Annotated in this window: 10 protein-coding genes and 1 tRNA gene; 7 read left to right on the top strand and 4 right to left on the bottom strand. The window is 61.9% G+C overall.

Annotated features, from left to right (window positions below):
• Window positions 1-1,127 (top strand): LLM class flavin-dependent oxidoreductase (locus tag ABR948_RS20820; protein ID WP_428121486.1); only part of this gene is annotated, 1,127 nt, incomplete at its 5' end.
• 201 nt (window positions 1,128-1,328) lie between these two features.
• A complete protein-coding gene (locus ABR948_RS20815) occupies window positions 1,329-2,705 on the top strand; it encodes a cytochrome P450 (RefSeq protein WP_428121484.1) in 1,377 nt (458 codons plus the stop codon).
• Between the two features lie 5 nt (window positions 2,706-2,710).
• On the opposite strand, the gene ABR948_RS20810 is transcribed toward ABR948_RS20815, so the two are convergent.
• The 3 genes from ABR948_RS20810 to ABR948_RS20800 form a co-directional block, all read right to left on the bottom strand.
• Window positions 2,711-3,619 (bottom strand): adenylate/guanylate cyclase domain-containing protein, encoded by a 909-nt coding sequence (locus ABR948_RS20810; RefSeq protein WP_428121482.1) that lies wholly within the window; start codon window positions 3,617-3,619, stop codon window positions 2,711-2,713.
• 180 nt (window positions 3,620-3,799) lie between these two features.
• Window positions 3,800-4,261: a cupin domain-containing protein gene (locus ABR948_RS20805; RefSeq protein ID WP_428121489.1), complete on the bottom strand. Its 462-nt coding sequence runs from the start codon at window positions 4,259-4,261 to the stop codon at window positions 3,800-3,802.
• 67 nt (window positions 4,262-4,328) lie between these two features.
• On the bottom strand, window positions 4,329-5,171 hold the full coding sequence (locus tag ABR948_RS20800) for an SDR family NAD(P)-dependent oxidoreductase (RefSeq protein WP_428121480.1): 843 nt from the start codon (window positions 5,169-5,171) through the stop codon (window positions 4,329-4,331).
• Window positions 5,172-5,421: 250 nt separating this feature from the next.
• On the opposite strand from ABR948_RS20800, the gene ABR948_RS20795 reads away from it, so the two are divergent.
• From ABR948_RS20795 to ABR948_RS20785, 3 genes are all read left to right on the top strand, one after another.
• Window positions 5,422-6,384, top strand: coding sequence for a sensor histidine kinase (locus ABR948_RS20795; RefSeq protein ID WP_428121478.1), 963 nt, complete (start codon window positions 5,422-5,424; stop codon window positions 6,382-6,384).
• A 163-nt stretch (window positions 6,385-6,547) separates the two neighbouring features.
• A complete protein-coding gene (locus tag ABR948_RS20790) occupies window positions 6,548-8,329 on the top strand; it encodes a putative bifunctional diguanylate cyclase/phosphodiesterase (protein ID WP_428121476.1) in 1,782 nt (593 codons plus the stop codon).
• Between the two features lie 95 nt (window positions 8,330-8,424).
• Window positions 8,425-8,829: a YccF domain-containing protein gene (locus ABR948_RS20785; protein ID WP_428121473.1), complete on the top strand. Its 405-nt coding sequence runs from the start codon at window positions 8,425-8,427 to the stop codon at window positions 8,827-8,829.
• Here the strand turns inward: ABR948_RS20785 and ABR948_RS20780 are convergent, their stop codons facing one another.
• Window positions 8,830-10,545, bottom strand: a complete 1,716-nt coding sequence (locus ABR948_RS20780) for a SulP family inorganic anion transporter (protein WP_428121471.1) — start codon at window positions 10,543-10,545, stop codon at window positions 8,830-8,832.
• 305 nt (window positions 10,546-10,850) lie between these two features.
• On the opposite strand from ABR948_RS20780, the gene ABR948_RS20775 reads away from it, so the two are divergent.
• Window positions 10,851-13,988, top strand: coding sequence for a bifunctional diguanylate cyclase/phosphodiesterase (locus tag ABR948_RS20775; RefSeq protein ID WP_428121468.1), 3,138 nt, complete (start codon window positions 10,851-10,853; stop codon window positions 13,986-13,988).
• Window positions 13,989-14,288: 300 nt separating this feature from the next.
• Window positions 14,289-14,347 (top strand) — tRNA-Arg (locus ABR948_RS20770).

Genomic DNA, 14,347 nt, shown 5'->3' with positions numbered 1-14,347 from the left:
TCGACGAATTCTGGTGCGGCGAGCATCATTCCTCGGGCTGGGAAACCATCGCCTCGCCCGAGATGTTCCTGGCCGCCGCCGGCGAACGCACCAAGCGCATCAGGCTCGGCACCGGCGTGGTCTCGCTGCCCTATCACCATCCTTTCAACGTCGCCCAGCGCATGGTGCAACTCGACCACATGACCGGAGGCCGCGCCATCTTCGGTTCCGGGCCGGGCGCGCTCGCCTCCGACGCGCATACGCTTGGCATCGATCCGATGACACAGCGCGATCGCCAGGACGAGGCGATCTCGATCATTCGCCGGCTGTTTCGAGGCGAGCGGGTGACGGTGAAGAGCGACTGGTTCACGATGAACGACGCCGCGCTGCAGATCCTGCCGTTGCAGGAAGAGATGCCGTTCGTGGTGGCGTCGCAGATTTCGCCGTCGGGCATGACGCTGGCCGGCAAATACGGCATCGGCATCATTTCGCTCGGCTCGATGTCGACGCAGGGCCTGATGGCGCTGCCGACGCAATGGGGGTTCGCCGAGGATGCCGCCAAAAAGCACGGCACCACCGTAAGCCGTTCCGATTGGCGTGTGCTGCTGTCCTGGCACATCGCCGAGAGCCGCGAACAGGCCCGCCGCGAGGCCGGCACCGGGCTGATGCGCTGGCATAACGAATATAACGTCGGCACGCTGCAGCGGCCGGGCCTGCAGCCATTTACCTCGCCGGAGGATGCCGTGGAGAAGACCGCGGGCGGCGAGGCTGCCGCTTCCACCATCGGCACCCCCGACGACCTGGTCAAAACCATCAAGAGCCTGATGCAGGTCTCCGGCGGCGTCGGCACCATCGTTGGCTTCGTGCACGACTGGGCCAACCCCGAGAACACCCGGCGCAGCTGGGACATGGTGGCGCGCTATGTGATCCCGGAAATCAACGGTCACATCGCCAAACTGCGCGAATCGCAAAAGTTCCTGATCGAGCACCGCGCGGTGTTCGATCGCGCCGGACAAGCGGTGATGGCCAAGATCATGGAAAACGACAAGGCCGCCGCAGCGCTTTCGCTCACCGGTCCCGGCCGCGTCGCGATTCCCACCATCAACGCGCCGGATTTGCAGCAGGAAGCCGCGAAGCGGAAGGCCTGACGCGTGCGACGCAGCAGGCCTTGCCAATTTATGTCCGGCAAGACGGGTCGCGGTTCTTGAGAGCCTTTGCACGCCAGCGACAAAGGGTCTATTTTATCAGCTTGGGGCTACGCCGATGACATCGACCCGGACCAGCGATCACAACAAGATTGCGGTCCGATGGATTCACTGGGATCACTGCGACCAATCGGAGCAATTGCCATGTCCATGCAGACTGTGGTTTCGCCCGCGATCACCCTCACGCCGGCCAAACGTACTTCGCTGACGCACATTCCGGGCGATGAGGGCTGGCCGATCGTCGGCCGCACGTTGGCGATCCTCGCGGACCCCAAAGGGGAGGTCGAGCGGATGGCCGCGAAGTACGGCCCCGTCTATCGCAGTCGCGTGCTGGGCGAAACCAGCATCACCTTGCTCGGACCTGAAGCCAACGAACTCGTGCTGTTCGACCAGAGCAGGCTGTTCTCCTCGACCCATGGCTGGGAGACGGTCCTGGGCCGGTTGTTTCCACGTGGCCTGATGCTGCTCGATTTCGACGAACACCGCCTGCACCGGCGTGCGCTGTCGGTCGCGTTCAAGTCCGGGCCGATGAAGTCCTATCTCGCGGCCCTCGACGCCGGGATCGCGGCGCGGGTCGCGCAGTGGAGGGCGCAGCCAGGGCCGATATTGTTCTATCCGGCGATGAAGCAGCTCACGCTCGATCTGGCGGCGACGTCGTTTCTCGGCACCGGCATTGGCCCCGATGTCGACGCGATTACGCGCGCGTTCGTCGATATGGTCGCGGCAGCGGTGACCCCGATCCGTCAACCGTTGCCCGGCACGCAGATGGCGCGCGGAGTCAAGGGCCGCGCCCGCATCGTCGCTTATTTCTCGGAGCAGATTCCGATCCGCCGCGCGAAAGGCGGCGAAGACCTGTTCTCGCAATTGTGCCGCGCCACCCACGAGGACGGCGCGCTGCTCTCGACCCAGGATATCGTCGACCACATGAGTTTTCTGATGATGGCCGCGCACGACACCCTGACCTCGTCGCTGACGTCCTTTGTGGCCGCACTTGCGGCCAATCCGCAGTGGCAGGACAAACTGCGCGAGGAGGTCAACGCGCTCGGCGTCGCCGCGGATGGACCGACGACATCGGACCATCTCGAAGCGATGCCGCTTGCCGAGATGGCGTTCAAGGAGGCGATGCGGATGAAGCCGCCGGTGCCGTCGCTGCCACGGCGCGCGACGCGCGATTTCAGCTTTGCAGGCTATGCGATACCCGCAGGCACGCTGGTCGGAATCAATCCGCTGTTTACCCATCACATGCCGGACATATGGCCCGATCCCGAAACCTTCGATCCGTCGCGCTTTACCGACGAGGCGCAGCGCGGCCGCCATCGCTTCGCCTGGGTGCCGTTCGGCGGCGGCGCCCACATGTGTCTCGGGCTGCACTTTGCCTATATGCAGGCGAAATGCTTCACGCGGCATTTCCTGCAGAATCTCAGTGTCTCGCTGCAGCCCGGCACCACGCCGGACTGGCAGATGTGGCCGATCCCGAAGCCAAAGGACGGATTGCGCGTGGTGCTGTCGCCGGTTGCGTGAGCGGATCAGGCCAAAGCCGGGGCGTCGATGCCGACCACGTCGATCCCATCGGCGCGCCCGCGAATAGCTAGCCGCCCGAGGTCGCGCACCGCGAATGGCGGCGCCGAGCCGAAGCGGTCCATCGCCGCGCGGGACGCGAGAAAGCCGCCGTCGACATTGCGGCTGAGCTCCTCGAGCCGTGCCGCGGTATTCATGACGTCGCCGTTGAAGACGATGGCGCGCTTGACGTCGCCGATCTCGCCGACGATCACCGGCCCGAAATGCAGGCTCCCGCGAATCCGCGGCACAACTCCAAACTCGTGCTGCAATTGGGCCGACGCCTGCGACAGCTCTTCCCGCATGGCCACAAAGCAGCGTAGCGGACGGCAATCGATCGCGCCGTGGTCTTCCCGCCAGGTCACGATCACCTCGTCGCCGACATAGTTGAGGACTTCGCCGCGATAATCCACCACCGCCAGGGTCAGCAGGCGAAACGTGCGGTCGAGCAGACGATGGATGGCGACCCCGCCGAGGCGCTCGGCCAGCCCGGTCGATCCCGCGATGTCGACGAACAGCACGAAGCGGCTTTCCTCGACCGGCGTATGATATCGCCCGATGACGAAATTAAGGAACGCGCGGGGCCCGATGATATTGGTAATTCCGATAACGAGATTTGCCAGAACCACGCATGCAACGGAATAGGTGATGTCGATCCAGAAGGTTCTGTGAGACGGATCGCGGGCAACCCCCGCGATAACGCCACCTAATTGAAAGAAGAGGATGGGAACAATAATCGCAGAGTAGATCGCGCTTCGCACCATCAGACTCGCTGTAAACGAAAGGCTTCCGAGCCAGCCCCGCATCGGACCTTCGAGGATGAATTGCGAAACGCCCCCGAGCGTGACACTGAGGATCAGTCCGTATAGGATTCCCACGGCTATCTCTTTTGCAGAGGTAAAACCCTGTGAGAGAGCATAGCCGGCGGCCCCGATCGTGCTGGCCGTAACGATGACCGCAAGCAGTCGCAATTTTTTCTCAAGCCTTGCGTTCATTCCGCCTGCCTCCGCGTTGACTCGACCATACACGGAACCCGGTCACGGTTCGACGAAACACGACTACTCGATAAACGTCGTGAGCTGCGCGCCCTCGTCCGCCACGAACACCGCGATCAGTTCGGCAGGCTCGGTGTTGCTCGCATTGGCCGAGATCAGATGCGTGGCGCCCGGGGGTTCAAAGAAAGACTGGCCTACCTTGAAGGTCTCAACCGGGCCGCCGCCAAGCTGCGAGCGGATCTCGCCCTTGGTGACATAGGCGGTGACCGAGCCCGCATGCCGATGCGCGCGGGTAAATCCGCCGGGACCATAGAACACCCGCACGATGGTGACGCGCTTGCCTGGCACATTCGGCAGCGCGTACGACGCAATCGGCTCGACGGTATCAAGTGCCGACCCGACGGGATTGCTTGCCGCGCAAAGCGGAGCCGCGATCGTCGAGATGGCGTCCATGGTGAGCGGCAACGCCTTCCCGGCGACAAACGCGCAGGCGAGACCGGCCATGATGGTCATATAGACCGGCATATGAACCTGGCTGGCTTCAGTCCTTGCCACACCCACGATTGCGGACATTGACGCCTCCTCTGAAGGACTATCCGGTGTGCTGATCGAACGCCTTGCGCATGGCGACATACCCTTGCTGCTGCGCGGTCCAGTTGCGCCCGCCGGTGATGGCGCCATCGACCACCAGATCGTGCCCGTTGATGAAACTGGATTCGTCGCTGGCCAGAAACACCGCGGCATGGGCAATGTCCTCAGGCAATCCGGCCCGCGGTATCGGCTGTGCGCTCTTGGTGACCTCGCGCATCACCTCGGGGGTTTTCTCGGCGGCTTCCGTGGACAAACCCAGCGCCTTGCCGAAAATGCCGGTGGCGATAGCGCCCGGCGAAATGCTGTTGACGCGGATGCCGGATTCGCCAAGCTCCATCGCGACGCATTTGGTCAAGTGAATCACGGCGGCCTTGGCCGCGCCATAGACGACCGACGACGAAAAGCCGGCGAGCCTGCCGGCAATGCTGCCATTGTTGATGATGCTGCCGGAACCCTGGCGGCGCATCTGGGGCGCTGCGTGTTTCATGCCCAGCATCACGCTGCGCAACAGCGTCGCCATCGCGGCGTCGAAGCGCGCCGCGTCGAGGTCCTCGATGCCGCCGGTCTGCGCCGGGCCGCCGGCATTGTTGAACAGGCAATCGATGCGGCCGAATCTGTCGACCGCCTGGCCGATCAAGGCGCGGATATCTTCCTCGATCGTGACATCGGTCCGGCGAAACACGCAGGCCGCGCCGAGCTTTTCGGCGAGCCGTTCGCCCTCCGGTGCGCGGCGGCCGGCGATAACGATTTTCGCGCCCTCCGAGACAAAAATCTCGGCGGTGCGCAGGCCGATGCCGCTTGTCGCGCCGGTGATGACCGCGACCTTCCCGTCCAGCCGTCCCATCTCGCTCTCCTTTTTGACAAGGTTGGGTCCAATATATCTCCGGCCGGCCGGAACAACGCAAGCCATGTGTGGCGGCGCGGCGTTGCGCTGCACCGAGGTTGGCATTTTACACGTATACCCATCATGCCCGGCACCTGGTCCGGCTTTGCCGGACCAGGCACGGGTCTCCTTGTGACGGCCATTCTCGCAGCGCGTTATTTTGTTCTATGCTCGGCCTTGTTCCGGATGAGCTGATCGGCTGATGTGACCCATGGCAAGATTGATCGACGAGTTTCGGCAGGGCTGGCAGGGAACCTCGCGGCTATCTCCGCTATTGAGCATTGGATTTGCGGCAGCCTGCATCGCAGTCTCGACCGCGGCGCGGTGGGGTCTTTCGTTGGTCCGGCCGGACGTCTATTTCACCCCTTATTTTCCAGCGGTGTTCTTTGCCACCGCACTCGGCGGTTTCCGGATCGGGATCGCGACCGCCATTCTGGGCGGCCTGTTCGGCATGACGCTGAATTTCGGCGATGCCCCGACCGATTTTGCAAGACTGGCGCTGTCGACGATCTATCTGATCGTGTGCGGCCTCACGATCTGGGGTATCGAGCACTATCGAACGGTCGCCTTAAATCAGCGGGAAATCGCCAGGCGCCTGATTCTGGAGGAGGCCTATCGCAAGCTCGTCGTCGACGAGCTCCAGCACCGGCTGAAAAACAAATTGTCGACCATTCACGCGGTGCTGCATCAGGTGCTGCAGGATCAACCGCAGATCTGGGCCAGGATCGACCATCGGATGCGGGCGCTGTCGGCGACCGACGACCTGATCGCAAAGGTCGATGGCCGCGGTTGCGACATCAAGGATCTGCTGCTCTCCGAGCTCGGGCCTTATGGACATGTCCGGTTCAACTTGAACGGCGAGCGGCTGTTTCTTCCGGCCAAACTGGCGGTGAGCCTGGCATTGATATTTCACGAATTGGCGACCAATGCCGGCAAATACGGCGCGTTTTCATCCGCCCGCGGGTTATTACAGGTATCGTGGTCGGTGACCGACGATCGCCTCAATATTGCCTGGGACGAAACCGAAGGACCCTCGGTCAGCGCGATTGGAGCCGCCGGCTTTGGCAGTAAATTGCTGAAAACGGCGCTCGGGCCTTTTGAGGGCAAGACCGAAATGACCTTTTTGAAGACCGGCGTTCATTGCACGATGCAATGCCGCATACCCGCCAGTTGAGTTTTGCGAGTTGAACTCCCTGGCGCATTCCGAAATCGCGTTGACATTTTATTAATGACGATCAGGACGGTACTGATCCAAAAACGCTCGCCGCGGGGTTGTCACCGCTTTTCCGGGCTCCATTTAACCAAACCTACAAGAGAGTTTGACAAATTCGGCGGCTATGCAAAGCCCGATCCGCCAGGACCTGCACGCCGCGACGCAAGACGACAGCGAATGCGCCGTTGACAGCGACCTGAGCATCCTGCGGGATGTTTTCAAAATGCTCCCGACGGGTGTCACCGTTCAGGACGAGCAGGGCCGCTTCCTGCTGGTCAACGACGCTGCCGCGGCCCAGCTCGGGCTGGCCGATGGGCAATCGCCCGCGCTGGCCTCGCAGCCATTGAACGACCGCCGCGAAGTCGGCCTTGCATTCCTCCGCGCCGGGCGCGCCGCCGTTGCCGAAGAATGCGTCACCGGCGGCCAGGGCAAGCAGGTCTTTCTCACGGCCCATCGTCCGGTCCGCATCGCGGACCGCAATCTCTTGATTTCGAGTTCCGCCGACATCAGCGAGCAAAAGGCCGTCGAGGATCATCTGTTCCGGTCGGCCTACTTTGACGAATTGACTAACCTGCCGATGCGGCGTGTGATCGAGCACCGTGCCAACAGCCTGATCCGGCACGACGGCGTATGCCCCAAATTCGCGCTGGCGTTTCTCGACATCGATAATTTCAAGCACATCAACGATTATTACGGCCATCCGATCGGGGACGCGCTGCTGATAGAGGTCGCCAAGCGGCTCGGGCTGGATCTGCGCGAGTCCGACATGCTGTCGCGGATCAGCGGCGACGAATTCATGCTGTTGCTCAACCCGATCCAGAACCAGCAAGAGGTGGTGGAATATATCGAGGCCACGCTGCAGCGGCTGAAAGCGCCGTTCTTCATCGACGGATCGGAAATATTCGCCTCGACCTCGATCGGGGTCAGCCTTTATCCCGATCATGGACGCAGCTATGACGTGCTGCGCCAGAATGCCGACATCGCGATGTACCGCGTCAAGAACGAGGGCAAGGGTGCGGCGGCCTTCTTCGACGCCGGCATGGAACGCGAGGCGCTTGAGCGGATGAAAGTCGAGCAGTCGCTGCGGCTGGCCATTCTCGACAAGCGCTTTTGCTGCGCGTTTCAGCCGAAAGTCGACATCCGGAGCCGGGATATCAAGGGCATCGAGGCGCTGGTCCGTCTGCGCGACGACGAGGGCGTGATCCAGGCCCCCGGCACCTTCATCAACCTCGCCGTGGAATTGGGACTGATCGACGAACTGACGCATCTGGTACTGGCGGAGATCGTCAAGTCGATCGATCTCATCAACGAGACATTTGGCCATGACACCAGCATCAGCATCAACGTCGCGGCCAAGCAGGCCGGCAATCCTGAGTTCATGCGCTCGTTTGCGCAGGCGCTCGAGGCGACCGGTTTTCCAAGACGCTTCATGATCGAGGTGACGGAAGATGCGTTCGTCGCCAAAACCCGTTTCCAGGACGAGATTCTGCCGATCTTCCGCAAGCTGGGCGTCGGGATCTCGATCGACGATTTCGGCATCGGCTATTCTTCGCTGTCGGCGTTGGCCGACATCACCGCCGACGAAATCAAGATCGACCGGTCGTTCATTACCGACATCCATCTGCGTCCGCGCAGCCAGGGAATCCTGCGGGCGATCGAATCGCTCAGCGAGGCGCTGGGCATGACCGTCGTCGCGGAGGGCATCGAAACCTTCGAGGAACTCGCCTATCTGCAGGCCGCCACCCGAATCCGCTACGCCCAGGGATTCTATTTTTCCAGACCGATTTTTCTCGAAGAACTCAAGCCAACCGTTCCCGTTATAAGCGACGCACGCGTCAGTTTGGCGAGCCGCCCGCCGCAAGAGGGCCGCCAGGCCCAGGCCCGGAATGAGCGCTATCGCCGCTAGGCGCGCGTCCTTACTATCGCCGCAGCCCCGTAAGGCTTATAAACGTCCCGGAAACCCCGCGGCGCACGCGGCCAGTCTCATTCACGGGAAGTCGCATGCATCCTGTCTCGCTGGTTCTGAATATATTCTGGGTTCTTTGCGGCGGCCTGTGGATGGCGGCCGGCTGGGTCATCGCCGCCATCATCATGGCCATCACCATTATCGGCCTGCCCTGGGCGAGGGCCGCGTTCAACATCGCCGCCTATACGCTGTTGCCGTTCGGACAAAAGGCGGTGCGCCGCGACAGCCTGACCGGTCAATCCGATCTGGGCACCGGGCCGCTGGGGCTGATCGGCAACCTGATCTGGTTCGTGCTGGCGGGCTGGTGGCTGGCACTCGGGCACATCGTTACCGCGGTCGTGCTGGCCGTGACCATCATCGGCATCCCCTTCGCCTGGGCCCATGTGAAGCTCGCCGGCATCGCGCTGTGGCCGATCGGCAAGGTGATTGTTCCAGCCTGATCAGCCGGTCGGATCCGCCTTGCCCAGCGCCTTGATCGCCTCCTCGACGCTTTGAAACAGATGGTCCGGGCCCAAGAGTTCACCGACACCGAAACGTGCGATGGCCTCCTGGGCGCGAACGGATTCAAGCCGCGCGATGGCGAAGTCGACCTCGTCGGCGTGACATCTGCGAATGAGGTCGGTCAACACCTGCGCGGCAGTGAAATCAATCTCGACAATGCCGGTCGCCTCGAGCACCAGCAGCCGGGGCTTCTGGGGGGAGGACTTCAAGGCGGCCAGAATACCGTGCCGGAAATCATAGGCGTTGAGAAAAGACAGCGGGGCCTGGAATCCCGCGACAATGATGCCGGGCTCGCGTTCACCGGGCAGATTTGAACTCGACGGCCACCAGATCGAGGTTCCGGACACGCGTTCGAAGACGAGTACCCGCGCGCGGGTCGTGCTCCATATGCCGTGCAGCAGCGAGAGCGCAATGCCGATTCCAACCCCTTGTTCGATCGGCAGAACGATGATCGCGGCCGCCGTCAGCAGGATCAGCAGGAATTCGCCCAGCGACTGCCTGAAGATCGTGACGATCTGGCCGACACGGATGATTCGGAGCGCGACGAACAGAAGAACGCCGCCGAGCGCGGCATTGGGGATCTGACGCAGCAGCGATGCGCCGAACACCAGCAGGAGGATCACGATCGCCACCGCCGCGAGGCCGGCGAACTGGGATTGTCCGCCGGTTTCGGAAACCACGCCGGTGCGCGGCGGGCTGGCATCGACCGGAAATGCGCCGATCAGTCCCGACAGGATACTGCCGACGCCGACGCCGACGAAATCGCGGTCGACATCCGGCGGCTCGTTGGGGTTGGACGGAAAAGATCGCGTCGTGGCCGCCGTTTGCACCATGACGACAATTGCGATGATGAGACTGAGCGACAGCAGGCTCGTCAGCCGGCTGGCCGAGACGACCGGGATCGCGACCACCGGCATTGTTACCGTGACCGCACCGAGCACGCTGACGCCCCGGCTCTCAAGCGCGAACAGCACCACGGCCGCGCTCGCCAGCGCAAGACCGATCAGCGCGCCGGGAATCCGCGCATCGATTTTCTCGGACAAGGCAATGATCGCCCAAACGCCGAAACCAATGACAAGCGTGAACGGGTTGGTCTGGCCCAGATGCTCGGCGAGGGTTACCAGGCGCTCCAGCATCGGGCCCTCGGGCGTCGGCAGACCGAGGATCTCCGGCAGCTGCGAAATCAGGATGTGTACCGAGATGCCGACAAGAAAGCCTGTGGTCACCGGGATCGAGAGCAGATCGGCGATCCAGCCGAGGCGGAAAATTCCCGCGGCGAGCAGGAAAAGCCCGACCATCAGCGCGAGCGCCGCGGCAAGCGTCAGGTAGTCGGGCGAGCCGGATGCGGCCAGCACGGCGAGACCGCCGGCGAAGATCGGGGTGATCGTCGAATCCGCGCCGCTGGACAGGAAGCGGTTGCTTCCGAAGGCGGCGAATGCGAGCGATCCCGCCAGAAAGGCGAAAAAGCCGATCTGCGGGGTGAACCCGCCCAGCCGCGCCGTCGCCATCTGTTCGGGAATGGCGATCGCGGCCAGCGTCAGGCCCGCAAACAGGTCGTGGCTGAGGAATTGAATGCGGTACCCGTTCAGCGAGCGGAACAGCGGCCACGCCTTGCTCGTATCAACGGAATCCGCGGCGCCGGAAGTCTTCGCCATTGCTTGTTGCCCCCTGGAGATGCGCGGGTCCGATCCGCGCGCTTTTCAGGCTACGCTTATCATGACGGTTCGGGGGCGGAAATAACGGCGGAGAACCACGAAACCTCGCCCGACAGCCCTTGCCGATATCGGGCAAACGAGCACGAGTGCGGCTTTTCTTGATTGAACGCCGCGTTGGCGTGGCGGCCACGAGGACCCCCTCATGACCCCCGCCCCCCAAAACATCAATTAAGGTTTAAGTAACCGGATTCCCTAACGGGTATGCCATTTATGCATCGTATGCCTAATACCCTTGGAGTAGGGGAATGTGGAATTTAGCCTCCAGCATTTGGGGTAGAGTTGGAAAGCTCGGAACCTCGGCCATCGGATCGTATCACACCGCCGTCTCTGCCCGGCGGGGCCCGGTGCTATGGCTTGTCCTCGGAGGGGTTTTCCTGATCGCGGCGATCATCGTCGGCACCGTCGTAATGGTCGGTGAATTTCGCGAGAGCGCGCTGCGCAACACTGAGCGTGAACTCGAAAATACGGTGCTGCTGTTGACCCGGCACTTCGATCAGCAGTTCGAAGATTCCGATGTCATTGCAAGCAACCTGATCTCCCAGATGCAGATTTCCGAGATCGTCTCGCCCGAAATTTTCCGGAGCCGGCTGTCTTCTCCTGAAGCACACCTGGAGTTGAAGTCGAAGGTCAGCGTTTCGTCCTATATCGGCGACGTCAACATCTTCGATGCGGACGGAAATCTGATCAACACGTCGGGGGTCTGGTGGCCTCGGCCGGCGGTCAATATCGACGATCGGGCCTATTTCAAAGCTCTCAGATCAGACCCACAATCCAAAACAGCCATGGTCGAATCGGTTCGCAGCCATTCCACCGGCAACTGGGCCACGATCATCGCCTATCGACTGACAGGACCTGACGGGGTTTTTCTCGGCGTGATGGCGAGGCGAATCGACCCCATTAATTTTGAGAACTTTTTCGCATCCGTCGCGCTCGGCGAGGGTGCGGCAATTTCCATGTTCCATCGCGATGGAACGATGCTGGCGCGTCACCCTCATGCCGAATCGATGATCGGGCAAAGATTAAAGGGGCTTCCACTGCTAAACAAAGTCCTGACCTTAGGCGGTTATCAGACTCTGCGTCTGAAAAGTCCCATCGATGGTAAGGATAGACTCGGGTCAGCGGGTGAATTGAGCCATTTTCCAATCGTGATTTTCGCGACCACGACGGTTGCGGCCGCGCTGGCCGACTGGCGTGCCCAAACCAGAATCATGATCGCAGCGGCCGTTCTCTCCGCCTCGGTGATCGCGATCCTTCTATTCCTGATCGTCAGGCGGATGACCAGGCAGCACCGGGAATCGCAGCAGCGACTGGCGCAGGAAAAGCATCAGCTCGATACCGCCCTCAACAACATGACACAGGGCCTTGTGCTGTATGATGCATCGGCACGGGTCGTCGTCTGCAACCAGCGCTATATCGATATGTACGGCCTGTCGACCGCGGACGTAAGGCCTGGTACGCATTTTTACGACGTTATCCGGCGTCGCAAGGAGATCGGATCCCTCAAGGGGGACGTCGATGAGTTTTGTGCGACCGTGCTGGGCAACGTCGCGCAGGGTGAGGTTGTTCACAGCATTGTCGAATCCGCGGACGGACGTTCGGTTCAGGTCGTGGTTCGGCCGCTGCTGCAAGGCGGCTGGGTTGTGACAATGGAAGACATCACGGAGCGTCGCAATCTCGAACAGGAACGCGACCGCAATCATGCATTCCTGCGCCAGATCATCGACCACATACCGACCCAGATCACGGTGAAGGACGTGTGCGATCGCCGTTACGTCCTGGTCAATCGGGTGGCCGCGACCCAGTTCGGGCTGTCGCGTGAAGAGATCGTCGGCAAGACGACCTTCGATCTGTTTCCGAAGGCAGCCGCCGATATCATCGTTGCAGACGACGAAAAAGCCCTGCAATCCGCCGACGGCCTGTTCCTGGACGAGTTCCTGGACAAGCGCCCGGTGGTAAGCCAGGCGCTGGGCCCGCGCTATATCACATCAAGGCGCATCGGAATTCCGGATCAGGCCGGCCAAATGCGGTACATCATCAACGTGGTCGACGATGTCACCGACCGCCGGCGCGCCGACGAGAAAATCGCGCACCTTGCGCGTTACGACGCGCTGACCGATCTGCCGAACCGGGTACTGTTCCGCGAGTGGGTCGAACGCGAGTTGCGGAGAATCGGCCGCGGCGAGCAGTTCGCGTTGCTGTATATCGACATCGACGAGTTCAAGGGCATCAACGATTCGCTCGGGCATCATGTCGGCGATGAATTGCTGAAGGCCGTGGCCAGTCGCCTGAAGAGCTGCATCAGAGAGAGCGATTTTGTGGCGCGGCTTGGCGGCGACGAGTTCGCGGTGGTTCAGACAAACGTCGATAAACCCGCCGATGTGGTGGAATTCGTCACCCGAATCCATGAGGCGATACGGCAACCCTATCAATGCCTTGGCCATCAGCTCTCGAGCGATGCCAGCATAGGCATCGCATTGGCTCCGCACGACGGCACCGATCTGGATCAGCTCATCAAGAATGCCGATCTGGCGATGTATGGCGCCAAGGCCAGCGGACGCCGCACCCATCGCTTCTTCGAGCCGGCCATGGATGCCAGCGCAAGAGCGCGGCTTATACTGCAGCAGGATATGCGTCACGCGCTCGCGGATGGCGGTTTCGAAATCCACTATCAGCCGCTTGTCAATCTTCGCGATGACGAGGTGACCGGCTGCGAAGCCCTGCTGCGCTGGCGCCATTCCGAACGCGGCATGATTTCTCCGGCGGAATTCATCCCGGTAGCGGAAGACACCGGCCTGATCGTTGAGCTCGGCGAATGGGTGCTGAGAACCGCCTGCGCCGAGGCGGCCAACTGGCCGGATCATGTCCGCCTTGCCGTCAACGTCTCGCCCGTGCAGCTGAAATGCTTGACGCTGCCGCTGAAGGTCGCGGCCGCGCTTGCGGCCTCAGGTCTTCCGGCCAGCCGGCTCGAACTTGAAATTACCGAGGCGGTGCTGATCGGCGATGACGAGGCGGCGCTGGCCATCCTGCATCAGCTCCGCGCCATTGGCGTTCGCATCGCGCTGGACGATTTCGGCACCGGCTATTCCTCGCTGAGCTATCTGAAGCGTTTTCCGTTCGACAAAATCAAGATCGACCGCTGCTTCGTCAGCGACATCGCGGAGATCGACGGCTCATCGGTGATCGTGCAGGCGGTGGTGAACATCGCCGCCGCGGGCAACATGACGACGACCGCGGAGGGCGTCGAAACCCAGCAGCAAAAGGAACGGCTGCGCGCGCTGGGCTGTACCGAGATGCAGGGCTATCTGTTCAGCGCCGCCAAGCCCGGTCCCGAGGTGAGGCAAATGCTGGGTGCACGCCGCGAAAAAGCGACGGTCGCGGCTTAGAGCATGATCCGGAAAAGTGGGAACCGGTTTTCCGAAAAGGTCATGCTCAAACCAGAAGATGGGCGACGAGCATGATTCAACCCAGTTGAATCATGCTCTAGGGGCAACGGTTCGTGGCTGCATCAACAGGTTTTAACGGGGTAATGCCATCCCGGACGTCTGCGCGCGTGATCGACGCCGGCCGGCGCCCTGGCCGGAACAAAGGTATGGGCGGCACGCTCGAGACCGGTCTTCCCGGCCCCCCACGAGGCCCGTTGCCGACGCCGGGCCAATCGGCTAAATGAACCTCCACGCACCCGTAGCTCAGCTGGATAGAGCGTTGCCCTCCGAAGGCAAAGGTCACACGTTCGAATCGTGTC

This window comes from Bradyrhizobium sp. (assembly GCF_050014615.1).
In the GTDB taxonomy this organism is placed as follows: domain Bacteria; phylum Pseudomonadota; class Alphaproteobacteria; order Rhizobiales; family Xanthobacteraceae; genus Bradyrhizobium.
Note: the sequence above shows the minus strand (reverse complement) of the source record. Positions and strands in the feature narration are given on the sequence as shown.

Coding starts and splice junctions, on each gene's coding strand:
- ABR948_RS20800 (WP_428121480.1), bottom strand. CDS start 5,171: ATGGGACGGCTGGACGGGAAGGTCGCGGTCATCACCGGCGCGACAAGC.
- ABR948_RS20795 (WP_428121478.1), top strand. CDS start 5,422: ATGGCAAGATTGATCGACGAGTTTCGGCAGGGCTGGCAGGGAACCTCG.
- ABR948_RS20790 (WP_428121476.1), top strand. CDS start 6,548: ATGCAAAGCCCGATCCGCCAGGACCTGCACGCCGCGACGCAAGACGAC.
- ABR948_RS20775 (WP_428121468.1), top strand. CDS start 10,851: ATGTGGAATTTAGCCTCCAGCATTTGGGGTAGAGTTGGAAAGCTCGGA.
- ABR948_RS20785 (WP_428121473.1), top strand. CDS start 8,425: ATGCATCCTGTCTCGCTGGTTCTGAATATATTCTGGGTTCTTTGCGGC.
- ABR948_RS20815 (WP_428121484.1), top strand. CDS start 1,329: ATGTCCATGCAGACTGTGGTTTCGCCCGCGATCACCCTCACGCCGGCC.
- ABR948_RS20780 (WP_428121471.1), bottom strand. CDS start 10,545: ATGGCGAAGACTTCCGGCGCCGCGGATTCCGTTGATACGAGCAAGGCG.
- ABR948_RS20805 (WP_428121489.1), bottom strand. CDS start 4,261: ATGCCGGTCTATATGACCATCATGGCCGGTCTCGCCTGCGCGTTTGTC.